Origin of the sequence: Halomonas sp. GT (assembly GCF_002082565.1) — a bacterium.
In the GTDB taxonomy this organism is placed as follows: Bacteria; Pseudomonadota; Gammaproteobacteria; order Pseudomonadales; family Halomonadaceae; genus Vreelandella.
The window spans coordinates 1,815,202-1,841,441 of the sequence record NZ_CP020562.1; the positions used below are offsets into that span (position 1 = coordinate 1,815,202).

At 51.3% G+C, this 26,240-nt stretch carries 22 protein-coding genes; 13 read left to right on the plus strand and 9 right to left on the minus strand.

Annotation, left to right across the window (positions count from 1 at the left end; translation table 11 throughout):
• Positions 1-13: 13 nt before the first annotated feature.
• The 10 genes from B6A39_RS08470 to B6A39_RS08515 all read left to right on the plus strand — a co-directional run bounded on the left by B6A39_RS08470 (position 14) and on the right by B6A39_RS08515 (position 12,638).
• A complete protein-coding gene (locus B6A39_RS08470; protein WP_083003895.1) occupies positions 14-1,693 on the plus strand; it encodes a glutamine--tRNA ligase/YqeY domain fusion protein in 1,680 nt (559 codons plus the stop codon).
• Between the two features lie 11 nt (positions 1,694-1,704).
• A complete protein-coding gene (gene cysS / locus B6A39_RS08475; RefSeq protein ID WP_083003900.1) occupies positions 1,705-3,111 on the plus strand; it encodes a cysteine--tRNA ligase in 1,407 nt (468 codons plus the stop codon).
• A 151-nt stretch (positions 3,112-3,262) separates the two neighbouring features.
• Positions 3,263-4,171 carry a glycine betaine ABC transporter substrate-binding protein OsmF gene (gene osmF / locus B6A39_RS08480; protein WP_083003904.1) on the plus strand — a complete coding sequence of 303 codons (909 nt, stop codon included), beginning with the start codon at positions 3,263-3,265 and terminating at the stop codon, positions 4,169-4,171.
• 3 nt (positions 4,172-4,174) lie between these two features.
• Positions 4,175-5,368, plus strand: a complete 1,194-nt coding sequence (locus B6A39_RS08485) for an ABC transporter permease (RefSeq protein WP_083003908.1) — start codon at positions 4,175-4,177, stop codon at positions 5,366-5,368.
• A complete protein-coding gene (locus B6A39_RS08490; RefSeq protein WP_083003911.1) occupies positions 5,365-6,330 on the plus strand; it encodes an ABC transporter ATP-binding protein in 966 nt (321 codons plus the stop codon). The genes B6A39_RS08485 and B6A39_RS08490 overlap by 4 nt, the downstream gene beginning before the upstream one ends.
• The gene (locus B6A39_RS08495) at positions 6,320-7,096 is read left to right on the plus strand and encodes an ABC transporter permease (RefSeq protein ID WP_083003914.1); all 777 of its coding nucleotides are present in this window, start codon (positions 6,320-6,322) and stop codon (positions 7,094-7,096) included. The genes B6A39_RS08490 and B6A39_RS08495 overlap by 11 nt, the downstream gene beginning before the upstream one ends.
• Positions 7,097-7,259: 163 nt before the next feature.
• Complete coding sequence (locus B6A39_RS08500) at positions 7,260-8,462, plus strand: thiamine pyrophosphate-dependent dehydrogenase E1 component subunit alpha (RefSeq protein ID WP_083003918.1); 1,203 nt, start codon at positions 7,260-7,262, stop codon at positions 8,460-8,462.
• Position 8,463: 1 nt separating this feature from the next.
• A complete protein-coding gene (locus B6A39_RS08505) occupies positions 8,464-9,441 on the plus strand; it encodes an alpha-ketoacid dehydrogenase subunit beta (protein ID WP_083003922.1) in 978 nt (325 codons plus the stop codon).
• Between the two features lie 17 nt (positions 9,442-9,458).
• The gene (locus B6A39_RS08510) at positions 9,459-10,709 is read left to right on the plus strand and encodes a 2-oxo acid dehydrogenase subunit E2 (protein ID WP_083003925.1); all 1,251 of its coding nucleotides are present in this window, start codon (positions 9,459-9,461) and stop codon (positions 10,707-10,709) included.
• Positions 10,710-10,772: 63 nt separating this feature from the next.
• Complete coding sequence (locus B6A39_RS08515; RefSeq protein WP_083003929.1) at positions 10,773-12,638, plus strand: protein kinase domain-containing protein; 1,866 nt, start codon at positions 10,773-10,775, stop codon at positions 12,636-12,638.
• On the opposite strand, the gene B6A39_RS08520 is transcribed toward B6A39_RS08515, so the two are convergent.
• The 5 genes from B6A39_RS08520 to B6A39_RS08540 all read right to left on the minus strand — a co-directional run bounded on the left by B6A39_RS08520 (position 12,612) and on the right by B6A39_RS08540 (position 17,901).
• Positions 12,612-13,232, minus strand: coding sequence for an ABC-type transport auxiliary lipoprotein family protein (locus tag B6A39_RS08520; protein ID WP_083003932.1), 621 nt, complete (start codon positions 13,230-13,232; stop codon positions 12,612-12,614). The genes B6A39_RS08515 and B6A39_RS08520 overlap by 27 nt on opposite strands.
• The gene (locus B6A39_RS08525) at positions 13,229-14,170 is read right to left on the minus strand and encodes an MlaD family protein (protein WP_083003935.1); all 942 of its coding nucleotides are present in this window, start codon (positions 14,168-14,170) and stop codon (positions 13,229-13,231) included. Before B6A39_RS08525 ends, B6A39_RS08520 begins: the two co-directional genes overlap by 4 nt.
• Positions 14,171-14,177: 7 nt before the next feature.
• Complete coding sequence (locus B6A39_RS08530; RefSeq protein ID WP_083003939.1) at positions 14,178-15,002, minus strand: ABC transporter ATP-binding protein; 825 nt, start codon at positions 15,000-15,002, stop codon at positions 14,178-14,180.
• Positions 14,996-16,105, minus strand: a complete 1,110-nt coding sequence (locus tag B6A39_RS08535) for an MlaE family ABC transporter permease (protein ID WP_083003942.1) — start codon at positions 16,103-16,105, stop codon at positions 14,996-14,998. Before B6A39_RS08535 ends, B6A39_RS08530 begins: the two co-directional genes overlap by 7 nt.
• Positions 16,106-16,200: 95 nt before the next feature.
• The gene (locus B6A39_RS08540) at positions 16,201-17,901 is read right to left on the minus strand and encodes a SulP family inorganic anion transporter (RefSeq protein ID WP_083003945.1); all 1,701 of its coding nucleotides are present in this window, start codon (positions 17,899-17,901) and stop codon (positions 16,201-16,203) included.
• Between the two features lie 229 nt (positions 17,902-18,130).
• Here B6A39_RS08540 and B6A39_RS08545 point away from each other — a divergent pair, with 229 nt between their 5' ends.
• Complete coding sequence (locus B6A39_RS08545; RefSeq protein WP_083003949.1) at positions 18,131-19,786, plus strand: methyl-accepting chemotaxis protein; 1,656 nt, start codon at positions 18,131-18,133, stop codon at positions 19,784-19,786.
• On the opposite strand, the gene rarD is transcribed toward B6A39_RS08545, so the two are convergent.
• Positions 19,757-20,665: an EamA family transporter RarD gene (rarD, locus tag B6A39_RS08550; RefSeq protein ID WP_083003953.1), complete on the minus strand. Its 909-nt coding sequence runs from the start codon at positions 20,663-20,665 to the stop codon at positions 19,757-19,759. The two genes, B6A39_RS08545 and rarD, sit on opposite strands and share 30 nt — an antisense overlap.
• 72 nt (positions 20,666-20,737) lie before the next feature.
• Between rarD and B6A39_RS08555 the strand changes: the two genes are divergently transcribed.
• On the plus strand, positions 20,738-21,553 hold the full coding sequence (locus B6A39_RS08555; protein ID WP_083003957.1) for an amidohydrolase: 816 nt from the start codon (positions 20,738-20,740) through the stop codon (positions 21,551-21,553).
• A complete protein-coding gene (locus B6A39_RS08560; protein WP_083003961.1) occupies positions 21,553-22,257 on the plus strand; it encodes a pseudouridine synthase in 705 nt (234 codons plus the stop codon). The genes B6A39_RS08555 and B6A39_RS08560 overlap by 1 nt, the downstream gene beginning before the upstream one ends.
• A gap of 171 nt (positions 22,258-22,428) precedes the next feature.
• Here B6A39_RS08560 and B6A39_RS08565 read toward each other — a convergent pair whose 3' ends face one another.
• The 3 genes from B6A39_RS08565 to B6A39_RS08575 are packed head-to-tail and all read right to left on the minus strand — an operon-like array spanning position 22,429 to position 26,169.
• Positions 22,429-24,027 carry an ABC transporter ATP-binding protein gene (locus B6A39_RS08565; protein ID WP_083003964.1) on the minus strand — a complete coding sequence of 533 codons (1,599 nt, stop codon included), beginning with the start codon at positions 24,025-24,027 and terminating at the stop codon, positions 22,429-22,431.
• Positions 24,020-25,093, minus strand: a complete 1,074-nt coding sequence (locus tag B6A39_RS08570) for an ABC transporter permease (protein WP_083003968.1) — start codon at positions 25,091-25,093, stop codon at positions 24,020-24,022. The genes B6A39_RS08565 and B6A39_RS08570 overlap by 8 nt, the downstream gene beginning before the upstream one ends.
• Before the next feature lie 2 nt (positions 25,094-25,095).
• Positions 25,096-26,169 (minus strand): microcin C ABC transporter permease YejB, encoded by a 1,074-nt coding sequence (locus B6A39_RS08575; protein WP_083003971.1) that lies wholly within the window; start codon positions 26,167-26,169, stop codon positions 25,096-25,098.
• Positions 26,170-26,240 lie beyond the last annotated feature (71 nt).

Below are 26,240 nucleotides of genomic sequence, written 5' to 3' on the forward strand. Positions count from 1 at the left end.
TATCAACACCACCATGACCAACGAGACCACCCCAGCGCCGAACTTCATTCGCAACCAAGTACGCGACGAAATAGAGGGCGGCCAGGTCACCAAAATCGTGACGCGCTTTCCTCCCGAACCTAATGGCTTTCTACATATCGGTCATGCAAAGTCGATCTGTTTAAACTTCGGGTTGGCAGAGCAGCTAGGTGGTGACTGTCATCTGCGCTTTGACGACACCAACCCCGCGAAGGAAGAGCAGGCGTATATCGACGCTATCAAAGAAGACGTCAGCTGGTTAGGCTTTAACTGGGCAGGCCCAGTTCGCTTTGCTTCTGATTATTTCGACCAGCTTTATGCGTGGGCACAACATCTTATTCGCGAGGATAAAGCTTACGTTGATGATCTTTCGCCAGATGAAATTCGCGAATACCGTGGCACACTCACGGCACCGGGTAAGCCAAGTCCATACCGCGAGCGCAGCGTTGACGAAAACCTAGATTTGCTGGAACGCATGCGTAACGGCGAGTTTGGCGAAGGTGAAAAAGTACTGCGCGCAAAAATTGATATGGCGTCGCCTAATATCAATCTTCGTGACCCGATCCTTTATCGAATTCGCCATGCTAGCCACCATCAAACAGGTGACAAGTGGAAAATCTACCCGTCGTACGATTTTACCCACGGCCAGTCAGATGCCATCGAAGGCATTACCCATTCAATCTGTACGCTGGAGTTTGAAGACCATCGCCCGCTTTACGAGTGGTTTTTGAATAACTTGCCGGTTCCCGCCAAGCCGCGCCAAATCGAGTTTGCTCGACTTAATTTGGATTACACCCTCACTTCGAAGCGCAAGCTGAAACTGCTGGTTGACGAGCAGATTGTCGATGGCTGGGACGATCCGCGTATGCCAACTATTTCAGGTATGCGTCGTCGCGGCTATACGCCGGCATCCATTCGCAAGTTCTGTGAGATGATTGGTGTTACGCGCGCCGATGGCGGCTTGGTGGATATTGCCATGCTAACGCATGCGATTCGCTCTGATCTTGAGGACAATGCGCCGCGGGCAATGTGCGTATTGAACCCCCTTAAGGTGGTGCTGACCAACGTTCCTGAAGACCATGAAGAAGTGTATGACGTGCCTGGGCATCCTGCGCGCGAAGATATGGCTGTGCGTAAGGTTCCGTTTAGTCGCGAGCTATATATTGACCAAGAAGACTTCATGGAAGACGCGCCCAAAAAGTTTTTCCGTTTAGCGCCTGGCAAAGAAGTCCGTCTGCGTAATAGCTATGTGATTCGTTGTGATGACGTTGTTAAGAACGATGCGGGTGACGTGACGGAGCTGCACTGTTCGGTGGATTTCGATACGCTAGGTAAAAATCCTGAAGGCCGAAAGGTGAAAGGCGTGATTCACTGGGTGAGTGCAGCCCACGGTGTACCGATGGAAGTGCGTTTATATGACAATTTATTCACGGTTGAACAGCCAGATCGTGACAAAGATGTCGACTTTCTCGAACACCTGAACCCTGACTCCTTGACGGTGTGCCACGCCATTGGAGAGCCGAGTTTGGCAAATGCTGTCCCAGAAGATCGCTTCCAGTTTGAGCGAGTGGGCTATTTCTGCGCGGACCGTCATGCTTCCAAGCCAGGTCACCTAGTGTTTAATCGTACCGTTGGGTTGAAAGATAGCTGGGCGAAAATCAAACAGAAGGGCTAAGGAATCGTCATATGCACATTTATAATACGCTGACACGTCGCAAAGAACCGTTTACCCCGCTGGTGGCGGGTAAAGTTAGCATGTATGTCTGCGGCATGACGGTGTATGACTACTGTCACCTTGGCCACGCGCGGGTCATGGTGGCCTTCGATGTGATAACCCGCTACCTACGTTATCGCGGTTATGATGTTACTTATGTCCGTAACATCACTGACATTGACGATAAAATTCTCAAGCGTGCGGAAGAGAATGACGAATCGATTAGCGCACTCACCGAGCGCATGATTCAGGCGATGCATGAAGACGAAACACGTCTTGGTGTATTACCCCCAAGCCATGAGCCTAGGGCGACAGGTCATATTGATGACATTGTTGCCATGATTGAGACGCTGATTAAGAAAGACTTTGCGTATGCCGCTGCGAATGGTGATGTGTATTACCGGGTACGCAAGTTCGCTGATTACGGCAAGCTAAATAATCGCCAACTTGATGATATGCGTTCTGGTGCCCGGGTTGAGGTTGATGTTCATAAAGAAGATCCACTCGATTTTGTGCTTTGGAAAGCCGCTAAACCGGGCGAAGCACACTGGCACTCTCCTTGGGGCAATGGCCGCCCAGGATGGCATATTGAGTGTTCAGCAATGTCGACGTGCTGCTTAGGCGATACCTTTGATATTCATGGTGGAGGCCCTGATCTTACGTTTCCTCATCATGAAAATGAAATTGCCCAATCAGAGGCGGCGACTGGTAAAACCTACGTCAACACCTGGATGCATGCCGGGGCTGTGCGGGTTAATCAGGAAAAGATGTCAAAATCGCTGGGTAACTTTTTTACCATACGTGATGTGTTGGCTGAGCATGATCCGGAAGTCGTGCGTTTCTTGCTAGTGGCTAGCCACTACCGCAGCCCAATTAACTACTCGGTGGATTCTCTCCATGAGGCTCGCAAATCGCTGACACGTTTTTATACCGCATTAGAGGGCGTGGAAGTAGAGGGTGTGGAAGTGTTGTCTGGTGGTGATAATGATGAGGCAGGCTATGCCGAGCGTTTCACTACGGCGATGGATGATGACTTTAATTCGCCTGAAGCATTGGCGGTATTATTCGATTTGGCGCGGGATCTCAATCGCGCTAAGAGCGAGTCGTCAGAAAAAGCGCAGCGTTTAGCATCACAATTAACACGTCTAGCGGGTGTGTTAGGGCTTCTGCAGCAAGATCCTCAGACTTTTTTGAAAGGTAATCAGCAGCAGGTAGCGCTGAGTGAGGCTGAGATTGAGGCCAAAATAGCACAGCGTAAGGAAGCAAAAGCGAATAAAGATTTTGCTCACGCAGATGCTATTCGAGATGAGCTTGCGAGTTTGGGTATTATCCTGAAGGATTCCCGTGAGGGGACAACCTGGGTGATTGAAGCGCCTTAAGTGTTATCAATGTTGAGCGTGATTGCAGCGGGTGTCATCGAATAAAAGCGTTGTAGATGTCAGACGCCGTTGATATGGCGTCTGACGTCAACGCAGTTGACTCTTATACTGAGATGATACCTTCAAGACGCTAAATAATAGGATGACCACTATGCGCTTTACTCTAAAACCGACCATCGTCGCTTGCTTATCAGTCATTACTTTTTCGACTGCTTACGCCAGTGCCCCTGTTGTCGTGTCCTCTAAAATCGACACAGAAGGGGCCGTGCTGGGTGAGTTGATTATTCAAACGCTAGAGCGTGGCGGTGTGCCGACAGAAGATCGCCTACAACTAGGTGGCACCAGCGTTGTGCGTAGTGCACTTGAAGCGGGAGAAATTGACCTATATCCCGAATATACCGGTAACGGCGCTTTTTTCTTTGATATGACTGACAGCCCTGTCTGGAATAGCGCGGAGGATGCTTACCAGACTGTCAAAGAGCGCGATGCGGCGCAGGGGCTGATATGGCTGAACCCTGCTAGTGCTAGTAACACCTGGGCCATGAGTATTCGTGAAGACGTGGCTCAAGCCAACGGCTTAACAACCCTTGATGATCTTGCCCACTATATAAATCAAGGCGGCGAATTTAAATTTGCGGCTAGTGCGGAATTTGTAGAGTCCGCTCAGGCATTACCTGCATTCCAGGATGCCTACGGTTTTGAACTTAGCGATGATCAACTGCTCGTGCTGTCCGGTGGTAATACGGCGGCTACTATGCGAGCGGCTGCCCAACAAACGAGCGGTGTTAATGGTGCCATGACCTATGGAACCGATGGTGGCTTGAGTGCCCTGGGGCTGGTTGTTTTAGAAGATAGTAAGGGTGTTCAGCCGGTATATCAGCCGTCGCCAGTTGTGCGTGCCGAAGTACTGGATGCCTACCCTGAAATTGAAACGCTACTCAACGACGTATTTGCAACGCTTGACCTTGTTACGTTGCAAACACTGAACGCTGATGTAGCGGTGAATGGTTTCTCTCCTGATCAAGTCGCAAGCGACTATCTTGATAGCCTGGATGACTAATGAATGTCGCAGATAGACGCCTTGCCATCGCCACCCCGTCAATATGGGTATTTAAACTCAGTACTGATATGTTTAAGTGCCGCTATGTTAGGTGCCTCTTGGTTACTGAGTCTTGTTAGCGTCGCGCCTAATAGAATTGTACCGGGTTCATCTTATGGCTTAGTGCCTGCGATTGGGTGGCCTGGGGCACTGCTTGTTTCCTTGCTATTTATCGCTATGGGCGGCTTGGCTATAAGGTCAAGCCGCCTACATTGCTACGCTCAGCTATGCATCGTTACCTTGACATTATTGTTGATGCCATTTGGGCTTATGGTGGCAGGTCACTGGCTAATTGATCCGACTCTGCCGCAAGCGCGTTTAGGTATTGGGGCTGGCTATTGGGTCGTGCTTTTTTTACTTTTATTGTGTCTAGTGGAAGTGCGTATACGTTTGGGGTTGTCGCGATTATGGACCACTCTATTGCTCAGCAGCGTGGGGGCAGCATGGCTGCTTTGTGCCGCCTTATGGCTTGAAAATTTAGCCCTTGTTCAGGAGTTTCAAGCGCGCGACCAGCAATTTTATCGTGCCATGCTGCAACATATGGTACTGGTCGGCATAGCAGTAAGCGTTAGTATAGTGGTCGGTTTAGTTCTCGCTATGCTAATGCGACGTTACCAACGTCTACAACGAATAGCGTTTGCATGGCTGAACTTCCTGCAAACGATCCCGAGCTTAGCTCTGTTTGGGCTACTGCTGGCTCCGCTTGCTTGGCTAGCTGCTAACGTGCCTTTTTTAGCCCAGTTAGGTGTTAGCGGTATTGGCGCCACACCCGCATTGATTGCGCTCATTGCTTATAGCTTGTTACCCATGGTGCGCAATACTTATATTGCGCTTGATGAAGTCGACCCTGATACTTTAGATGCTGCTAAGGCGATGGGGATGCGTCCGTATCAGCGCTTCTGGCAGGTAAGATTTCCTTTGGCGCTGCCAATACTATTAGAAGGTGTGCGAATTACCGCTGTTCAAGCCATTGGATTAACGGCCGTTGCTGCATTGATTGGGGCAGGTGGGCTTGGTACGTTTATTTTTCAGGGGTTGGGCCAAGCGGCTATGGACATGGTGTTACTTGGCGCGCTGCCTATTTTAGTCTTGGCACTTATTGTAGATGCTAGTTTGGGGGCATTAGCCGACGCGCTTCGCCCCGGAGGACATAAATGATAGAGCTTTCCCATGTGTCGAAGCACTTTGGCGAAGACACAGCGGTAGACGACATATCCTTACACGTCGCGAAAGGAAAGTTCTGTGCGCTGGTAGGGTCATCAGGCTGCGGAAAATCGACGACGCTACGTATGATAAATCGTTTGATTGAGCATAGTAGCGGCGACATTATCATCGACGGACAGGCAATAGGCCACTATGACCCGGTTAAGCTTCGTCGCCGCATTGGCTATGCGATCCAGAGTACTGGTCTGTTTCCCCATTGGACCGTAGCGCACAACATTGGGCTGGTACCGCGTTTGTTAAAATGGCCTGCCGCTGATGTTAAAGCACGGGTCGAAGAACTAATGCGCCTGTTAGGCCTTCCCACGGAAGAGTTTGCCCATAAGTATCCTCACCAGCTCTCTGGTGGCCAAGCACAGCGGGTAGGCGTTGCGCGCGCATTGGCGGCAGATCCTGATATTTTACTGATGGATGAGCCTTTTGGAGCGCTAGACCCTATTACTCGAGAAAAGCTTCAAGACGAACTGGCAAAGCTTCAGGCGCGGCTGCATAAAACCGTGGTGTTCGTGACTCACGATATGGATGAAGCGCTCAAACTGGCGGATCATTTAGTCGTTATGCGTGAAGGACGTATTGTTCAGCAGGGATCACCGCTAGCGCTGCTTCAAACTCCAGCCGACCCATTTGTTGAGTCGCTATTGGGAGGGTTGGAGCGAGGTTTAAAACAGGCTGCCTTAACACGCGTCAAAGATCACATGTCATCTCTTGGGCAGACGCTGCCTGCCCAGTCGCGTATTCCGGGTGATTTTTCACTGCGCCAAGCGCTTTCAATGATGCTGCGTGACCACTGCGATAGGCTGACGGTTGTCGATCAACATGATATGCCGATTGGAGAGTTATCGCTGCGCAAAGTGGTGAAAGAGGCCCAGTTAGACAGGATGAGTCACCGTGACGCGTGATCGTAATCGTCCTGAATCACGAATAGCAGCCGGCCCGCGGTGGCTATGGCCAGTCAGCTGGGCACTATTCCTACTGATAGGTGTATTGGGTATCCCGGCGTTAGAGCCTGGATTTCGTTGGCTAGAGCCTGACGCCCGTCAGGTAATTTATTCCCGAGCTGATTTTACTTCTCTGCTGGCAAGGCACGTGTTCGTTGTTGGAATAGCGGCTGTCGTCACGATAAGCGTAGGCGTATTGGCCGGCATTGCAGTCACTCGGCAGTGGGGGCGAGACTTCTTACCCCTAGCCGGGCAGTTGGCTTCACTGGGTCAGACATTTCCCCCTGTGGCAGTGCTTGCCCTGGCGGTTCCTATATTGGGTTTTGGAACGTTGCCGATTATCGTGGCGCTAATGCTCTATGGCTTATTGCCGATTGTGCGAAATACGCTTGCGGGGCTGCAAGATGTAGATGGGAGTCTTAAACAAGCGGCGTTTGCCATGGGGATGACCCCTTGGCAGGTTTTAACTCGCGTTGAACTTCCTTTAGCCACGCAGGTGATTCTGGCCGGTATCCGCACATCGGTAACTATAAATATTGCGACAGCGGCCTTAGGGGCGACTGTTGGCGCCAGTAACTTAGGAGACCCGATTATAGCGGGTATCGTGAATGGCAATATGGCCTATGTTTTACAAGGCGCGCTGTTAATCGCGTTACTCGCGTTAACCGTCGATAGCCTGTTTGATGCGTTGCAACAACAGCTGCGCACTCGTCTCTCTGCGTCTTAAGTTGTATCCCTAAAAGTAGCAGACTGCGTTACTGTCCTTGTGTTGCGTTGATCGAGGTGGCACTAACCTCGACGAGCTTGGCCTATGCTAGATAAATCCACTGGCAAAAACGGTCAACACCAACAACACTGCCCTCAAAAGGGGTAATACAAGGATAATAAACATGACAAACTACGTACATCAGCCGCTCTTTATGACCGGCGACGAATTCTCAATGGCTACCTTCAGCCTGCTCGACCCAGAGGGCGAGCTTTACGAAGGAGCGAAAGAGCCAGACCTCCCGCGTGATCATGCCCGACGGCTCTATCAAGCCATGCTGGCCACCCGTATCCTGGATGAGCGCATGATGGCTGCCCAACGCCAGGGGCGGCTCAGCTTTTATATGCAAAGCACGGGTGAAGAAGCCGCCGTTGTTGGTGCAACTGCTGCGCTAGATGATGCCGATATGATCATGGCGCAATATCGCGAGCAAGGCGCATTAATGTATCGCGGGTTCTCCATTGACGAGTTTATGAATCAGCTGTTCGGCAACGAACTGGACTACGGCAAAGGTCGTCAAATGCCGATTCATTATGGATCACGCAAGCTGCACTACATGACCATCTCTTCTCCGCTTGCAACGCAAATCCCCCAGGCGACAGGTTATGCATACGGCCAGAAATTAGCGGGTGATGGTCATTGCACTTTAACGTTTTTCGGTGAGGGTGCTGCATCAGAAGGTGATTTCCATGCCGCGCTAAATATGGCATCAGTCCATCAAGTACCGGTTATTTTTTTCTGCCGTAACAATGGCTATGCCATTTCGACGCCATCAACCGAGCAGTTTGCCGCCGATGGCATTGCCCCCAGGGCATTCGGCTATCATATGCATGTGATACGCGTTGACGGGAACGATGCACTGGCGGTTTATGAGGCGACACGCCAAGCGCGCCAAATTGCTGTGGAACAAAACAAGCCTGTGCTGATTGAAGCAATGTCTTACCGTCTTGCTGCTCACTCCTCTTCGGACGATCCTTCCGGCTATCGTGCCAAAAGTGAAGAAGAAGCATGGCGGTTAAAAGATCCCATACTGCGCATGCAGAAATGGCTGTTGAAAAAAGGCTGGTGGAGCGAGGAAGAGGAAACCAGCCAGCAGGAAACGTTGCGTCGCGACGTGCTGGATACCATGAAACGGGCAGAAAAGCGTTCACCCCCACCGCTGGAATCGCTAATTACTGATGTCTATGCCGATATAACCCCTGAGTTGCAGCGTCAATTTGACCAGCTTAAGCGCCATATTCGCCGCTATCCAGAGGCCTACCCGCGTGGAGCGCGGTCGCTAGACCTTGAGGTGAATACGTCCACAGATTCCCAGGGGGAGGCATAACATGCCCACAATGAACATGCTCCAGGCGATCAACAATGCACTTGATATCGCCATGGCTGAAGATGACAAAGTTATCTGTTTTGGTGAAGACGTTGGCGTTTTTGGTGGCGTATTTCGTGCTACCAGCCATTTGCAGGAAAAGTATGGTAAATCGCGCTGCTTTAATACGCCGCTGGTAGAACAAGGCATCATTGGCTTCGCCAATGGGCTGGCTGCTCAAGGCTCAGTGCCCGTTGCTGAAATACAGTTTGCCGACTACATCTTTCCTGCCTTTGATCAAATCGTTAATGAGTCTGCGAAATTCCGCTACCGCTCGGGGGATTTATTCAATGTCGGTGGATTAACCATCCGCACGCCCTACGGCGGTGGTATCGCGGGGGGGCTCTACCATTCACAATCACCAGAGGCTTACTTCACACATACACCTGGCTTGAAAGTTGTTGTTCCGCGCAATCCCTACCAAGCGAAAGGGCTACTGCTCGCCGCTATTCGCGATCCAGATCCGGTACTTTTTTTAGAACCCAAGCGTCTCTATCGTGCCTCGGTGGGTGAGGTGCCCCAAGAAGATTATCAGCTTCCTATTGGTGAGGCGGAGGTCATTAAAGAGGGGACTGATATGACGTTGGTGGGCTGGGGCGCACAAATGGAAGTCATCGGCAAAGCCGTTGAGCTTGCTGAAGAGCAGGGCATTGCCTGTGAAGTGATCGATCTGCGCACGTTGCTGCCATGGGACGCGGATACTGTTGTTGAGTCTGTTCTAAAAACTGGACGTTTGATCGTCAGCCATGAAGCGCCGTTAACAGGTGGCTTTGCGGGTGAAATCGCCGCGACGATCCAAGAGCGCTGTTTTCTCTATCTTGAATCGCCGATTGCTCGGGTAACAGGGCTAGATACACCTTTCCCGCTAGTGCTGGAAAAAGAGTACTTGCCCGACCATCTGAAAATTTTTGAAGCGATTCGCGAAAGCGTTAACTTTTAACGCCAGGGAGAAAAATAATGAGCGATTTCATGCTGCCGGATATAGGCGAAGGCATTGTTGAATGTGAAGTGGTGGAGTGGCGCGTTGCTGAGGGTGATCGGATTGAGGAGGATCAGCCAATTGTCGAAGTGATGACCGACAAAGCGCTAGTGGAAATTACCGCTCCCGAAGCAGGCGTTGTCACCAAGCTTTATGTTGCCCAAGGAAAAATTGCCAAAGTACACGCACCGCTTTATGCCTATCAGGCAGAAAATGACACCCAAGAAGCGGGCGCGAAGGAACAGGCTAACGAGCCTCAATCACCAGACGCTGATCGTGGCTCAGCCAAGGCGGTTGAGCAAGCCGCTGTGGTAACCAGTGCCAGCAGCCTTAGTAACAGCAGCGGTAAAGTACCTGCCAGCCCAGCCGTGCGGCGCCTAGTCCGTGAGCATCAACTTGAGTTAAGCGCCATTACTGGCAGTGGTAAAGATGGCCGGGTATTAAAAGAAGACGTGCTGGCCCACCTGAATCAACCTTCTACAGCTCCTGCCCAAGCACCATTGCAAGAAACTCAAGGCACCCAGCCGCCTCGCGTCGAACCGCTTCGCGGTGTGCGTGCGGTGATGGCGAAAAGAATGGTTGAGGCAGCTAGCTCTATCCCGCATTTTCACTATGGCGAAGAGATCGATGTGACCGATCTGCTGGCGCTGCGTGAACGCCTAAAGCCACGGGTAGAGGCGCTTGGCGAACGGTTAACACTCATGCCCTTTTTCATGAAAGCCATGGCGCTGGCAGTAACTGAGGCGCCGATCATCAATGCCCAGCTAAACGCGGAAGCCAATGAGTTGCACTACTACGAGCAGTGCAATATCGGCATGGCGGTGGATAGCAAAGCCGGCCTTCTGGTGCCCAATGTGAAAAGTGTTGAGCGTTTAACACTGCTCGATATTGCTCGTGAAGTGGGGCGTTTAACCATTGCGGCCCGAGAAGGGCGTGTCGATCAGGCTGACCTTAAAGGTGGCACCATCAGTATTTCTAACATTGGTGCGTTGGGCGGAACCTATGCGGCGCCGATTATCAATGCGCCGGAAGCGGCGATAGTGGCGATTGGCAAAACCCAATGGTTACCGCGCTTTGACGAGCAAGGCGAGGTTCAGCGACGGGCCATTATGACTATCACCTGGGCAGGCGATCACCGCTTTATTGATGGCGGTACCATCGCCCGTTTCTGTAATGCCTGGAAAGGCTACCTGGAAGCGCCTGAAACCATGCTGCTGCACTTGGGCTAAGGTTACCAGACACTGGATAACAAGAAGTTAAATAGCCAGAAGTCGGCTAGTAAGGAATGAGAAATGTCTCAGGCACCGCTCCAGCAGTTTTATATACCGGAAGAGCAGTCGGTATATCTGCTAAGCCATCACGATGCCCGTAAGCTTAAAGACTGGGTAGCACTGTGTCAGGCACAGCTCGCCCAGTTGGGCTACACGGGAATTGAGCTGGTTGGTAAAGGTGCCTATGGCTTTGTATTTGCGGGCAGCGCGCAACACCATGATGTGCCTGCCCACTACGTGTTCAAATTCTCACGTATTACGCTGCCTACCCATTTACAAGAACGCCTCGAAGAAGAGGCGTTTATGCTTGATCAGGTTTCCCATCCCCGCATACCAAAGCTTGTGACTTATCAACGCTCCCGAGGCCAGTCAATTCTGGTGATGGAGCGTGCGCCTGGTTGGAACCTTGAACAGGTGTCGCTGAAAGAAGGCCGTCTATCTCCACGTTTAGTGGTCCGCATTGCCAACCAGTTGGCCGATATTCTTTCCGCATTGCGCCGCGAAACCGGTCCCAATGCACGTCCCGTTGTACATGGCGACATCAAGCCGTCAAATTTGGTATTTGATCCAGATACCGAGTCCATTGCGTTGATTGACTGGGGATCGTCCGTATTTGCCCAGTTAGATGAAAAGCTTCAATTTGTCGGGGCAAACGTGATGGAATTAATGTCCGATAATCTGCAGCAAACCAACGCCCGGCTGGGCGATGTCTACTTCATTGGTGAAGATCAGCTAAATGGAGCGCTATCATCACCCCGTTTTGATGAGCAAGGGGCGGCAGGAACGCTATATGCATTAGCCTCTGCGCAATCTTGTCGCTTTGGTCATCGTGCTATTCCCGCTAGCTCGCTGGGGCTCCCCTTGGAGTTTGCCCGCACTTTGGACGGCATGCTGGATCCCGACCCACACATACGTCATAAAGCAGGGGACCACTATTTACAGGCGATGTCGCGCATGGCCAAAGTGGTGATGTTAGATTTACCTATTCCAACACAAACACCGCTAGTGCCTGTCTGGGGCCGTGCTGCGCACCAAGAGATTGATACGGTCGTATACAGTTCCCGTAAGGCGTTTCTGCGCGAAGCGAACGCAGAAGAAACACTTAATGATGTCAATGATGTGCAGCTAGACCGCTATTACAAACAATTTATGCAGGGTATGGGGGAAACAGAAAAGGCGTTTTTGGCCTCGGTGAGTCGCTTAGGAAAATACCCGGTTGTCGGTGGTTTAGCAGTGCGCTGGGAGCGAGAGGGCGTCTATATAGACTCCTCACTTAACCTGCATGATCCCGCATTAAAGCCAGCGTTTATTCAAGCCGTCAACAATATGGTGCACTTGGCGCGTGCTATCCATCGCCAAGGGGTGTTTAAAAGCTGCTTGTTTAATGCACGCCAAACACTGCATTTAGAGCGTCTAAGTGCGGAAGAGCCTTTTAACTGTGATCCTGACACCACGATTGACTATGAGCTGAGTGCTGTTCCAGAAATGGAAGACCGCACTCGCCAGCATAGTTACTTTGAAGATGGCCCTGATCCAGAAGAGCTGCTTGTCTTGCCTGATACTATTATGCACATACTGCAACGGCTGAATGAGATCCATCACACTGGCATGATTATCTTTGAGGCACTACCGAAGCATCTTAAAATCCATAGCTACTATCGGCTTCTTGACCCAAGCCGAGAGGTAGAGTTTCGGTTTTTGCTGGCACAGATGTTGGCGTCTGTAAGTCAGATAGAGGGGTTGGGCGTGTCCGGCTTTATGAAAATGCCTTATAAAGACACGCGATTTTTTACCCATTTAGAACGCCAGCCTGAACATTTTTATCCTAAAGACCCACGTGACTTTTTAAGAAAGACGCCGTCAATCGGCGGTTCTCAGACTGCTTGATTGCGCCGCGACCCATGCTGAAAGCTGCTCAGCTAGCGCGTCGCTGGCTGCGCCAAACGCATTCACGACGTCAGGAATCTCTGGACTATCCGCGCGGGTTCGGATAACAAAACTAGTCGCTGCTAGCGGTTTTCGGTGTTGTGTATTCACAAGTTGGACATCTAGTTGAAGATGAATACTGGGTGGGGAAGTGTCGTACTCACTTTGGAAATGGCGCAGCTCGCTCAGTAGCAGTACATCGTGAGGCAATCGGTCGCTACTCACGCCAGTGAATAGCTGGCGCTGCTGGAGGTCAGAAATTAAGCGCGCTTGAAGCATTTCTGGGGCGTCTTCATGCCAGCGCACCCCCTCATAGACATTGACTACATTGCCTTCTGGATATACCACAATACGGTTGCTGTTAAGTAAGTGGCCTGCCCCTGGGGTAGCAATGCCTAGTCTTACGGGGAGGGGGGCGGCCGTGTGTTCAGACAGTGTGACAGACGATGGCAGCCGATAGAGTGTTGCGGGATTACTTTCGGGCAGTATTGAACAACCTGTACTTAATACAAGCGCCGCTAATGTGACGATGCTAAACGGAGAGCGCAAGCTCATGGGCGAAACTCCTCTACTTGATCCCGACCCAAGAAAAAGTCTGCGGGACTCTCTTCAAGCTGGCGAGTAATACGATCAAGATTGGTTAGTGTAGAACGCAGGGCTGAAAGTGCGGGAGCAATATCTTGTGCTCCCTGCAGCGTACTGTCGACAGCACCGGCATTGTCGTTAACGAGCTGTTCAATTCGTCGGGCGGCGCTGGCTACATCGCGACTGGCGCTTTCAGCGCTTTGCATCATTTGCTGACCATCTTGTTGCAATAGCCGTGTTGCCTCGAGGCTAAGCGTATCGATACTTTCAAGGGTCGCTGTTGCTTGACGTGACACCTCACCGAACAGTGCCATATTTTGATCAAGCGCTGTTTGTTGTGAGGCGATCATCTCTGTGATCTGCGCAATACTCGTCAAAATAGTGCCGGCTTGTTCACGATTGCCGTCATTAAATAGTTCGTTAACGTTTAGCAGAATAGAGTTAATGTTTTGCACCATTGTTTCGCCTTCATCAAATAGCGTGGCGATCGGTGAAGGGTCTGCGTTAATAAACGGTGCGGTGCTGTCTGTTTGGTTTATCAATCGTGAGCTTTCGGGAGTGCCACCATAGAGTTGAATCGACATGCTGCCGGTAATGCTGGCAAAGGCTAGTTTTGCTCGGGTATCTGTCTTGACGGGGGTATCTTCATAGACCCGCACACTGGCAATAACCTGACGTGGGTCGTCAGGGTTTAGTGTTAGCTCGGTAACATCGCCAACTTCAATGCCGTTGTACTGCACCTTACTGCCAATGGATAAACCACTAACACTGCGCTCAAACAGAATCCGGTAAGGCTGGTAGTTGCGCTCTCCTGCGGCATAGCTCATCCACAGCGCAAATAGAAGTGCTGCCGCGGCAGATAATAGGGTAAACAGACCTATAACGACGTGATGAGCACGGGTTTCCATTGACAACTTACTCCTTAAAACCTGCCGTTGATGCGTTAACAGCGTACTGAGCAGCACGCCCTCGAGGTCCATTAAAGTAGGCTTGCACCCACTCATCATCAGTCTTGGCGACATTTTCAAGCGTATCTGCCACTAACACGCGTTTTTGTGAAAGCACGGCGACTCGGTCGCAGGTAGCATAAAGCGTATCTAAATCGTGGGTAACCAAAAAAACGCTAAAGCCTAACGCGTCGCGCAGCGTAACCAATAGCTGATCAAAGGCGGCTGCCCCGATAGGGTCAAGACCCGCGGTTGGCTCGTCAAGAAACAAAATATCTGGATCAAGTGCCAGCGCACGAGCCAGTGCTGCACGTTTTACCATGCCGCCCGATAGAGATTCAGGAAACTGCAGTGCCGCCTTAGCGGGCAGCCCAACTAAAGAGAGTTTGATGCGTGCGAGGTACTCTGCATCTTTTCGCGACAGTTTGGCGTGTTCAATAAGCGGCAAAGCAACATTTTCTTGTAAATTCAGTGAGCTAAATAAAGCCCCCCGTTGAAACAACACACCAAAGCGGCGTTCTACCTGACTGCGCTGTTGTTCATTTAATTCGCTTAGGCGACTTCCCAGAACATCGATTGTGCCTCCATTAGGACGCTTTAAGCCCACAATACTCCTTAACAGCACAGACTTACCGGTTCCTGAGCCGCCCACCACACCGAGAATTTCCCCTCGCTTTAACGTTAAGTCGAGGTTTTCATGAACAACCACAGGGCCAAAGCGATTGACTAACCCTTCAACCCTAATAACAGCTTGCCCATTTTGTTCGGATTCAGCCTGCGTTGTGGTCACCATCCCAGCTCCATAAAAAACAGTGCGGCTAGCGCGTCAATAAGGATGACCATAAAAATTGATTGCACGACGCTTGAGGTAGTGTGAGCGCCAACAGATTGTGCGCTACCGCTGACCTTAAAGCCTTCAAGACAGCCAATGACGGCAATAACAAATGCAAATACGGGCGCTTTACTGAGACCGACCAGGAAATGGCTGACGGATACGTCTTTTTGTAGCGTGGTCATGAACTGGCTAATCGAGATATCCAGCGAAAGCGTTGCCACCATGGCTCCACCCACGAGCCCGCTTAGCATTCCCACGAAAGCGAGCAGAGGCAGGCTAATCAGCAGGGCGATTACCCGAGGAAGTACTAAAAGCTCTATAGGATCAAGCCCTTGAGTTTGAAGCGCATCAATCTCTTCATTGGACTTCATGGCACCAAGCTGGGCGGTAAAGGCACTGGCAGTGCGTCCAGCTAATAGAATTGCTGCGAGCAGCACGCCAAATTCACGTAAAAAAGAGAAGGCCACTAAATCAATCGTGTATACCGTGGCGCCAAAGTCTTGAAGCACGGTGGCTCCCAGAAAAGCCACCACCGCGCCCACCATAAAGGTCAGCAGCGCAACAATGGGGACTGCGTTTAGCCCGCTTGAATGAATATGCGCAACCGTTGCTGTGAAACGCCAACGATGAGGACGAAGTAGTAGAGAAAACAGTGTTGCCAGGACAAGCCCAATAAACGCTAAAAGCTGTCGCTGTTGCGAGTACAGTGCCACCATTTGCTGGCCAATTATCGCCAATCCATCGATTATGCGATTGTGCTTAGGGGGCGTGATATCGAGAGGCGTCTCCATCGCCTCTGCAACCCGTACTAAAAGCGCCAGTTGTTTTTTAGGTAATGAGCTTTCCGCTTGCTGTTTGGCGTTTTCGATGCCCAATAGCTCAACGATTAAGGCAGCACCTGCTGTGTCTAGTTGGGTAATACCACTCAGCGAAATAGCGTGATTTCTGGCGCTATTAGTATGCTGAGCCACCAGCGATTTTAGCGGCTGGTAATGAACGAGTGTCCACTCATGTTGGAGCGATAGACGCCCACTTTCGTGTGTTATCCATTCGTTTGGCATCCCTGCTCCTCATCGACATTCACGATAGTGGTAACACTATGATGCATTCAAACAAGCGTTAGTTAAAGGTGCGTTGTTAAGCTTAAAAAACAAGCTTAAGAAAATTCGCGCCAGGCAGCATAAGTGCTAAGAAAAACGCGTCCGGTCAGAGCCTCTAAAAAATCACTCTTTTTGAGCTGATCCATGACGGGGCCCTTCACCTCGGATAGATGAAGCTTGACATCGGAATCTTTTAAACGGGCGTTGATGGCATCCAGGCTCTCGAGGGCTGATGCATCAATTAAATTAACAGCTGAACAGATAAGAACGACGTGCTCCAGCTCAGGATAGCTGGCGACCAAATTATAAACGGTATCCTCAAGGTAACGGGCATTCGCAAAATAGAGGCTTTCGTCGATTCGCAGTAGCGCCACATTACTGACGGTTTCAACATTATGGCGTTCGGTATTGCGGAAGTGTTCGGTATCCGGTACGCGGCCCACCAGCGCGCTATGAGGACGGCTTGTGCGATACAAAAATAATGCGATAGAGAGGCTTACGCCACCGATGATGCCAGCTTCAATACCTTCAACTAGGGTTAGCAGAATTGTAACGGCCATCGCAGCGAAATCACTGCGAGAATAGCGCCACGTTTGGCGCAGCATGGGGATATCGACCAGAGTCAAAATGGATACGGTAATTGTCGCGGCCAACGTTGCAATCGGCAGGTAGTAGAGCCATCCGGTAAACGCCATCGTCACCAAGGCTATTCCCAGGGCTGCAAAGGCCCCGGCTGCGGGTGTTTGTGCCCCAGCGTCATAGCTGATGACCGTGCGTGAAAGGCCGCCAGTCACCGGCATGCCGCTGGTAAATCCTGCCGCTAAATTAGCGGCACCTAAGCCAATCAGTTCCTGGTTGGGAGATATGCGCTGGCGCCGCTTGGCTGCCAACATCTGCCCCATGGAAACAGATTCGACGAACCCTACCAAACTGATGAGTAGCGCTGGGATAAATAGTGCATGCCATAGTGACGTATCTCCCCAGGGAAAACTTAGCGCAGGTAGTCCGCTGGGAATGGTGCCAACAATGGCAACGCCTTGGTCGGCCAGTTGCCAATACCAAGTAGCCAGCGTCGTAATAACCACTGCAAAGACAGGGCCTGCCTTGGTAATTAAATCGGCTAGCGCTTTAGGCAAACCAATAGCGCCGAGGCTCTGCTTACCAAAACGCCGCATCATGACGAGAAAAAAAAGTGTGCTAGCACCGATTGCAAGCGTATAGGGATTAAAGGTAGGGAGGTTAGGAAAGAGCGTTATCACACGCTCTACCAGCGTAAAACCACTACTGGAGACGCCCATTAGACTACCTAATTGACTGACGGCAATCAGAATGCCCGATGCGGTTAAAAAGCCCGAGATAACCGGATGGCTTAAAAAATTGCTAAAAAAGCCCATTTTAAGGGCTCCCATCGCGACCAATATGCCGCCAGAAAGTAATGAAAGTACCAGTGCAGCTTGTAAATAGTCGGGGCTGCCGGGCGTTGCAACAGAAGATAGCGCAGCGCCCGTCATTAACGCAATGATAGCCACTGGCCCTACGGCCAGGGTGCGGCTTGTACCTAAAAAGGTATAAATAAGTTGCGGCAAAATACTGGCATATAAACCTACTACCGCGGGCAAGCCAGCAAGCAGGGCATAGGCTAACGACTGCGGAATCACCATCACGGTTACGATGAGTCCCGCCAATACATCGGCACCTAACAGGCGCTTATGGTAGTGGGGCAGCCATGTAAGAATAGGAAAATAGCGCTTGAACATAAGCTCCTGGCGTCAGCTTCGTTTTTTTAAACCCCACCACTGGTGAGTTCGTTAGTTTAACGCGTTGTATGGACAATGATGGCCTTTGCTTTCAAACAAAAGCATGTTCTGACCCGAAAGTGCTACTTCATTCATTAGCATAACCCGTTAAGCTGACTGAGAAGTGGCTAATCGCTTCTTCTTTATTGATTGACTGCTCAATAACGTCAAATAAAAAAGAGTATCCCTCATGCGACTACTTCGGCTGTTAGTGCCTTTGGCAGTGCTAGGTGTTTCTGTTTGGATGATGACTGAATCTGGTGCTTTACCCTATGTTGCGCTGCTATTGGCGACGGGGGCTGGCGCGGGTTTAATGCTCGTTATGATGACGTCGGTTTACGCCGCTGATCAAACGCGTTTGACGAAACCTATCCACGGTTTCAAGCCCATTCGCGATTATGGTTCGCTTCGCGCGATGGCCTATCGGTTGATGAACCGAGCGAGTAGCACCGCTATCGCCTCGGCAGAAGTTTCTCATTACGCTGATCTTATGGCTCAACGCCTTAGTAAGCAGGAAACCATGACGAGTGATGCGTCATCGAGTATGAACGCTATTAATGCCGCCATCATGCAAGTGAGTGCCAGCGCTAGCCACGTCGCCTCGCTTGCCGAGAGCGCTCGTCAGGCAAGTCATCACAATCATGATGAGCTGGCCGATATTATTGGCGACATGAGCGATGTTTCCGAGCGCTCTGATCGAGCGCTGGAATTGCTATCTGCGCTAAACGATAAAATTGAGCGCGTGCGCAATGTGACCTCGATGATTGAGGGAATAGCAGAACAAACACATTTGTTATCACTCAATGCTTCTATTGAGGCAGCTCGAGCGGGAGAACATGGACGCGGATTTGCGGTGGTCGCGGGTGAAGTGCGCAACTTGGCGCTAAAGACGTCAACGGCGACACAAAGCGTCGATGAGCTTGTTAAAGATATGCACCAGAGTGGCCAGAGTGTTGTTGGTACGATGGGAGCGCTGATGAGCCGAATCAGAGAGCGTTCCCAAGGGATGCAGCAGGTGGGCAGCAGTCTTGCCACCATCACGGAGCAGTTCGATCAAGTAGAGCAGGAAATCACCAGCGTCGCAGAAGCAATGGAAAGCACCAAGGCCCATAGCCAAACAGTTGCTGATAGCTTACGACAGCTTGAAGATGATGTAGATGAGGGCAATCGCGATATGAGCGATTTAGCCCAGCAAGCTCGGGCATTGATGGAGGCCGCAGAAGGGGTTGATGGCGAGCTGGCACAGCAGCGTTTACGGGGGCGACATCAGCATGTATTTAGCGCTGCTCGCCAAGCGGCTGACCGTATTGGTAAATCGTTTGAGAAAGCGATTGCTTCCGGTGAGTTATCAGAAACGTCGCTATTCCAACCTGATTACAGGGTCATACCAGGGACACAGCCGCCGCTTTACCACACCGGCTTTGATGCATTCACGGATCTACAGTTACCCAGCTTGCAAGAACCTTTGCTTGCTGAGTACGGGTTGAGTTACGCCATTGCATGTGACCGCAACGGTTATGTGCCTACTCATAACGCAGCCGTCAGCCGCGAGCCCACCGGTGATTACGATCACGATCTCAAGTATTGCCGCAGCAAACGTATTTTTGATGATCCGACTGGCAGCCGTTGCGGCGCCCATGAGAAGCCGCTGCTGCTACAAACCTATAAGCGTGACACAGGTGAAATCATGCACGATCTTTCGGTACCCATTTACATTAATAGCAAGCACTGGGGAGGCTTTCGTGTGGGTTACCAGCCTGAAAAGACAAATGACATCAGTGCAGTGGTGATTGAAAAACCAGTGGAAGAGCTAGCCTCAGGTACCCGCCTTCTGGCGCGGACGTGACTGCCAAGATGACCAGGAATAAAGCGCTAAGCCTGTCCAGATCATCACAAATGTGACTAACTGGATGAGGCCTAGAGGCTCGCCAAAGATGATGATCGCAATCAAAAACTGAATGCTGGGGTTGATGTACATCAGAAACCCCAGTGTTGCCAGCCGTAGACGTCGTGCAGCCCCAGCAAAGGCCATTAATGGCAAAGCGGTTAACACGCCGCTAATCATTAGCAGGGCACTCATTGGCACATCATGAATGAAGTGAGATTCCCCCTGCCAGCTGAGCCAAGTGAGCGCTATTAATGCCAACGGGAACAGCAAGAGCGTCTCTACAAATAGACCTGAAAGCCCATCAAGAGGTACTTGCTTGCGAAATAATCCGTAGCTACCAAAGCTAAGTGCTAGCAATAGGCTGATCCAGGGCAGTTCACCCAATATCACGAACTGAATTGCAATCGCTAAACTTGCTAAGCCGAGAGCAACTAGCTGGAGGCGAGCCATTACCTCACGTAGCACCAGCACACCCAGGGCAATGTTTACCAGCGGCGTGAGAAAGTAGCCTAAACTGGCTTGTAACACCTGTTTGCTCTCAACGGCATAGATGTAGAGGCCCCAATTAAAGGCAATCAATAACGCGCAAGCGAGTACGCGTCCCAAGCGCTTGGGCTCAAAAAGTGCGCTAACCACTGGCGTCCATCGGCGCAGTATGCTGATTAACCCCACCAGGAAAAGGCACGACCACAAAATCCGGTGTATCAGAATTTCAAATGCCGGGATGCCATCAAAGAGAGCGAAAAATAGTGGGAAACAGCCCCACATGGTGTAAGCGGTTAAGCCAAACATAACGCCCTTAACCGCTTCAGGATCCCTTGATGCAGGTGAAAGCATAGCAGCCTCATTAATTAAAAATGTTAATCTAGCACACTATTGACGAACACACTGATGCAAAGGAGACGAGGCATGAGCCAACTGAAAACGAGCTTGGTGCAGTGCGATTTGCGCTGGGAAGATCCTCAGGCCAACCATGCGCATCTTGAACAGCTATTAGGGGAATTGGATAGTCGCGATACAGATTTAATTGTGTTGCCAGAGATGTTTGCCACTGGCTTCACTATGAATTCACGGGAAATGGCCCAGCCCATGGCCGCGAGCCAAAGCGTTGCTTGGTTGCAGGCGCAGGCAAAAGCGAGAGGCTGTGTAATGACCGGCAGCGTGGCGATTGTTGATGAAGGGCAGTACTTCAACCGTATGGTGTGGGCTACTCCCGACGGTGACTTGCAGTACTACGATAAGCGTCATTTATTTCGTATGGCCGGAGAGCATGAGCGCTATGGCATGGGCGACCGCCGGAAAATTGTCGAGCTGAAAGGCTTCAGGTTGCTATTGAGCGTCTGCTACGACCTGAGGTTTCCCGTTTGGATGCGCCAGCAGCCAGCAGAAGGCGAACATTTCGAGTATGATGCCGCGCTGTGCGTGGCGAACTGGCCTGCACCCCGGCGTCACCCATGGCGCACGCTTTTACAAGCGCGTGCAGTTGAAAACCTAGCTTACGTAGTAGGTGTAAACCGCGTCGGTGAAGATGCCAAAGGACTCGCTTATAGTGGTGATTCCATGCTGGTCGATTTCAAAGGGGAACCGCTGATCGACCACCCTGCAAACTCTCCGTTTATTGAAACGGGGACGCTAAATAAAACGGACCTAGATGCTTTTCGAGAAAAATTTCCTGCCTGGCAAGATGCCGACCGCTTTTCGCTTCTGCCAGGAGTGGGTCAATAATGCGCCTTGATCGCTTTTTGAGTGAAACAACCCCGTTGACGCGCAGCCTAGCAAAGCGTGCGTTAAAAAATGGCGAGGTGACCCTGAACGGCGAGCCCATCAAGCAGTCTGCGACTCAAGTTGACACCCAGAACGACGAAGTAAAGCTCAACGGTGAGACGCTAGCGCTGGTTGGGTTGCGTTACCTGATGATGCATAAGCCGCTGGAAGTAGAGTGCACTGCCCGCCGTGGGCTCTACCCAAGGGTGATTGACCTCATTGATCTACCCAAAGTAGAGCGGCTGCAGCCGGTAGGGCGGTTGGATGTAGATACCACCGGCTTGTTATTGCTCACTGATGATGGCCAATGGTCCCATCGTGTCACCTCGCCGCGCCATCGCTGTGCCAAGGTATACATTGCAGAGTTGGCGGAGCCTATGGAAGGTAGCGCCGCTGAGTGGGCAATTCACCAAGTAGAGGAAGGACTTCTACTCGATGGTGAAGAAACGCCAACGCAACCTGCCGTGCTGAGGTTTATTACTCCGCAGCAAGCGGAATTGACCATTACAGAAGGGCGCTATCACCAAGTGAAGCGCATGTTTGCAGCCCTAGGCAATCACGTCAATGCGCTTCATCGCCGTTCGATTGGTGATGTGATCTTGCCAGATGACCTAGCACCTGGTGAATGGCGGGAGCTAACGCCTGAAGAAATTGCCAGCTTCTAAATACACTTAGCGTCACTGCTAGTGGATAAACCGCCCTGGTCAGCACACCCGTGCCAAGGCCGGGGCGTTTTTATTATGAGCAATGAATTTTTATACCGTTATCTTGCTTTTGCGTTCATGCGTGGACAACTTGAAAAATTGCCGAGACAAACGTTTATGTTTACCAGGTGGCTAGTGCAAGTGGGCAGCTTCTATCAATGCTTTGGTGTAGGGATGCTGCGGGGCGGCGAGCACTTCAAGGCAATCCCCTTGTTCTACTACGTCGCCATCTTTTAGCACCATAATGCGGTGGGCCATAGCGCGCACCACGGCAAGATCATGGCTGATAAACAGGTAGCTTAGTTGGCGGCGTGCCTGAAGTTCGCGCAGCAGCGTGACTAACTGTTTTTGTACTGTCCGGTCTAACGCTGAGGTTGGTTCGTCCAGTACCAGTAGCTCAGGTTCTAGGATAATTGCCCGTGCCACCGCTATGCGCTGGCGCTGTCCCCCCGAAAACTCATGAGGGTAACGGGCAGCACAACTTTCTGGCAGACCCACTTCTCGCAGCGTGCGATGCACGCGTTCGGTGACTTCTGCATTGGTCAAGTTAGGATAATGAAATTGCAGGCCTTCACTGACAATATCAAATACCGGCATCCGCGGAGAGAGCGCTCCGTAAGGATCTTGAAAAACCATTTGCAGCCGGTGGCGCTGGCGTCGAAGCGCGTCGCCAGACAGCTGGCTTAACGTGGCATTGCCCAGTGACACCTCACCCTGGCTAGCGACTAATCGCATGACCGCTGACGCCAGCGTCGTTTTTCCAGAGCCTGATTCGCCAACAATGCCAAGTGTTTCGCCAGGAGCGATGGTTAGGTCGGTGGCTTTAAGGGCCTCAAAAGCAGGGGGCTGGCGCTGAAAAAGTCCTGTTCTCGGGCGCTTGAAGCTTACGCGAAGCTGGCGCGTGGTCAAAAGCGGTGTGGTATCGGCAGGCTCATCAGGCCGGCCTTCTGGTTCTGCGGCAATGAGGGCTTTGGTATAGTCGCTTTGGGGATTATTAAACACATCGGCAACGCTACCGGTTTCCTGGATTTTCCCCTGATACATGACGCATACACGGTCTGCGTGGCGGCGTACCAAGTTTAAGTCGTGACTGATAAACAGTACGCCCATGCCGTGATGATCGCGGAGTTCTTTCAGCAGGGCTAAAATTTCTTGCTGAACGGTCACATCGAGTGCTGTGGTCGGCTCATCCGCAATCAGTAATGCCGGGTTGTTGGCAATGGCCATAGCGATCATTACCCGCTGGCGCTGGCCGCCAGAAAGTTGATGTGGCCAGGCGTCAAGCAGTTCGTCAGGACGCGGCAGTCGGACTTGTTCTAACAGTGCTTTGGCCCGTGTACGTGCAGCCTGCCCGCTAAGGCCCTGGTGTAAACGAAGGGTTTCACCTATTTGCTTGCCAATACGGTGAAGTGGGTTGAGCGACGTCATTGGCTCTTGAAAAATAAACCCCACCTGATTGCCGCGTATACCATTCCAATCACGCTTGCCGAGTTGATTGAGATCGGTTTCTTCTAACCAACGCTGGCCGCTTACCGTGGCGTTGTCAGGTAGCAAATCAATCGCACCCAGTGCCGAAACTGACTTGCCAGAGCCAGATTCCCCCACGATAGCGAGCGTTTCACCCGCATTGACAGTGAGCGAGAGGGAATCGACAACTAGGATGCCATCGAAGGAAACCGAAAACTCGTTTAAGCGCAGTAGCGGCTTAGCGTTGTTTGCGTCATTAGGCATGCTTGGTTTCCTGGGCGGGTGACTGATGCTGCTTCACATGGCGTGGATCGAAGGCGTCACGCAGCCCTTCACCAATAAACACCAACAGTGAGAGCATAATGGCAAGCGTCATAAACGCGGTGATGCCTAACCACGGTGCGTGCAGGTTGTTTTTGCCCTGTGCCGCTAGTTCGCCAAGTGAAGGCGCGCCAGGTGGCAGGCCAAAGCCTAAGAAGTCCAGCGCGGTCAGTGTGCCAATGGCACCAGTGAACAGGAAGGGGATAAACGTCAGTGTGGCTACCATCGCGTTCGGTAATACATGACGCCACATAATCAGCCGAGAAGGGAGCCCCATAGCCTTCGCTGCACGAACGTACTCAAGATTGCGTGCACGCAAAAACTCGGCGCGAACGATATCAACCAGTCCCAGCCACGAAAACAACAGCATGATGCCAAGTAACCACCAGAAACCGGGCTGCACAAAGCTAGCCAATATAATCAGCAGAAATAGCACCGGTAACCCAGACCAGATTTCTGTGATGCGCTGTCCGATGAGGTCTACTTTGCCACCAAAGTAACCCTGCACTCCGCCCACCACTACGCCGAGTACTAAAGAGCCAGCGGTGAGCACCAGGGCAAAGGCAACCGACAGTCGAAACCCGTAAATGACTCGCGCTAACACATCACGCCCTTGATCGTCAGTGCCTAGCCAGTGGCGCCTATCGGGCGGTGCAGGCGAAGGTCGTGTCATCAGCATATCGAGGGTTTGATAGGAGTAGGGAATCATCGGCCAAAGCGCCCAACCGTGTTCGCTAATTTGCTGTTGGACAAAGGGGTCTAAGTAGTCGGTACGGGTGGGTAAGAAACCACCGAATTCGGTTTCCGGATAATCGACCCATAGCGGTACATACCACTGCCCGTCATATTTCATTACGAGAGGCTTGTCGTTGGCGATGAGTTCAGCAAATAGGCTGACAATAAACAGAACGCCAAATAGCCACAGCGATATCCTCGCGCGGCGATTGGCTTTAAATGCTGCTAGGCGACGCAGCGTAATCGGCGAAAGACGCGAGCTGATAAATGTCATGCTTATGACTCCCTCGACGCAAAATCAATGCGCGGGTCTACCCACACATAGGTCAAGTCGGATACTAGCTTTAGCAGTAGCCCGATTACCGTATACAGAAATAGCGTTCCGAAAATGACGGGGTAGTCTCGCTGCATTACTGCCTCAAAGCCTAATAAGCCGAGGCCATCCAAAGAGAAAATGACCTCAATGAGCAGTGCGCCGGTAAAGAAAATGCCAATCATTGCAGAGGGCAATCCAGCAATGATGATCAGCATGGCGTTACGGAAAACATGGCCATACAAAATACGCTGCTCGTCGGCACCTTTGGCCCGAGCTGTCAGTACGTACTGCTTATGAATTTCATCCAAAAAGCTGTTTTTGGTCAGCATGGTGAGTGTGGCAAAACTGCCAATCGCGGCAGCCAGTACCGGCAGGGTGATATGCCAAAAGTAGTCTTTAATTTTGCCCCAGGCGGATAGCTCAGAGAAATCGGGTGATGTTAAGCCGCGTAGAGGAAACCAATCCAGGTAAGTGCCACCAGCAAACACGACAATAAGAAGAATGGCGAACAAAAAGCCTGGGATGGCATAGCCTACGATCACTAAACCTGAGGTCCAGACATCAAAGCGAGATCCGTGCCGTAACGCTTTGCTGATGCCTAAAGGAATAGAAATGAGATAGACCAGCAGTGTTGTCCATAGGCCTAATGAAATAGACACGGGTAAGCGCTCGATCATCAGTTCAATAACCGGTCGATCACGAAAAAAGCTGGTGCCGAAATCGAAGGTGAGATAATCCACCATCATGCCGATAAACCGTTCATGAGCGGGTTTATCAAAGCCAAATTGCTGCTCTAACTGCTCAATAAAGCGTGGATCGATTCCACGTGCCCCCCTTGAGTCGTCATTAATTTGAACATCGGCCCCCCCCATATCCAGGCGTGTGCTTGCCATGGCGTCGGCTCCCTCAAAGCGGGCCAACATTTGGTCAATGGGCCCTCCCGGGGCAGCCTGAACAATCATGAAGTTAAGCAGCATGATGCCGAACAGGGTCGGTATCATCAGTAGCAGTCGGCGTAAGGTATAACGTGCCACAGTGCGCTCCATGAGTAATTGGGGGCCAAAAGTTATTGCCGGTAAGCTGTTATAACTATGTTGGATGAATC

Bases quoted from the DNA above. Each gene is read 5' to 3' on its own strand.
- B6A39_RS08470 (WP_083003895.1), top strand. From the start codon at position 14: ATGACCAACGAGACCACCCCAGCGCCGAACTTCATTCGCAACCAAGTA.
- B6A39_RS08530 (WP_083003939.1), bottom strand. From the start codon at position 15,002: ATGGTGACCACAACGCAGGCTGAATCCGAACAAAATGGGCAAGCTGTT.
- B6A39_RS08535 (WP_083003942.1), bottom strand. From the start codon at position 16,105: ATGCCAAACGAATGGATAACACACGAAAGTGGGCGTCTATCGCTCCAA.
- B6A39_RS08540 (WP_083003945.1), bottom strand. From the start codon at position 17,901: ATGTTCAAGCGCTATTTTCCTATTCTTACATGGCTGCCCCACTACCAT.
- osmF (WP_083003904.1), top strand. From the start codon at position 3,263: ATGCGCTTTACTCTAAAACCGACCATCGTCGCTTGCTTATCAGTCATT.
- rarD (WP_083003953.1), bottom strand. From the start codon at position 20,665: ATGCTTTCACCTGCATCAAGGGATCCTGAAGCGGTTAAGGGCGTTATG.
- B6A39_RS08565 (WP_083003964.1), bottom strand. From the start codon at position 24,027: ATGCCTAATGACGCAAACAACGCTAAGCCGCTACTGCGCTTAAACGAG.
- B6A39_RS08545 (WP_083003949.1), top strand. From the start codon at position 18,131: ATGCGACTACTTCGGCTGTTAGTGCCTTTGGCAGTGCTAGGTGTTTCT.
- B6A39_RS08500 (WP_083003918.1), top strand. From the start codon at position 7,260: ATGACAAACTACGTACATCAGCCGCTCTTTATGACCGGCGACGAATTC.
- B6A39_RS08515 (WP_083003929.1), top strand. From the start codon at position 10,773: ATGTCTCAGGCACCGCTCCAGCAGTTTTATATACCGGAAGAGCAGTCG.
- B6A39_RS08485 (WP_083003908.1), top strand. From the start codon at position 4,175: ATGTCGCAGATAGACGCCTTGCCATCGCCACCCCGTCAATATGGGTAT.
- B6A39_RS08560 (WP_083003961.1), top strand. From the start codon at position 21,553: ATGCGCCTTGATCGCTTTTTGAGTGAAACAACCCCGTTGACGCGCAGC.
- B6A39_RS08520 (WP_083003932.1), bottom strand. From the start codon at position 13,232: ATGAGCTTGCGCTCTCCGTTTAGCATCGTCACATTAGCGGCGCTTGTA.
- B6A39_RS08570 (WP_083003968.1), bottom strand. From the start codon at position 25,093: ATGACATTTATCAGCTCGCGTCTTTCGCCGATTACGCTGCGTCGCCTA.
- cysS (WP_083003900.1), top strand. From the start codon at position 1,705: ATGCACATTTATAATACGCTGACACGTCGCAAAGAACCGTTTACCCCG.
- B6A39_RS08525 (WP_083003935.1), bottom strand. From the start codon at position 14,170: ATGGAAACCCGTGCTCATCACGTCGTTATAGGTCTGTTTACCCTATTA.
- B6A39_RS08555 (WP_083003957.1), top strand. From the start codon at position 20,738: ATGAGCCAACTGAAAACGAGCTTGGTGCAGTGCGATTTGCGCTGGGAA.
- B6A39_RS08490 (WP_083003911.1), top strand. From the start codon at position 5,365: ATGATAGAGCTTTCCCATGTGTCGAAGCACTTTGGCGAAGACACAGCG.
- B6A39_RS08510 (WP_083003925.1), top strand. From the start codon at position 9,459: ATGAGCGATTTCATGCTGCCGGATATAGGCGAAGGCATTGTTGAATGT.
- B6A39_RS08505 (WP_083003922.1), top strand. From the start codon at position 8,464: ATGCCCACAATGAACATGCTCCAGGCGATCAACAATGCACTTGATATC.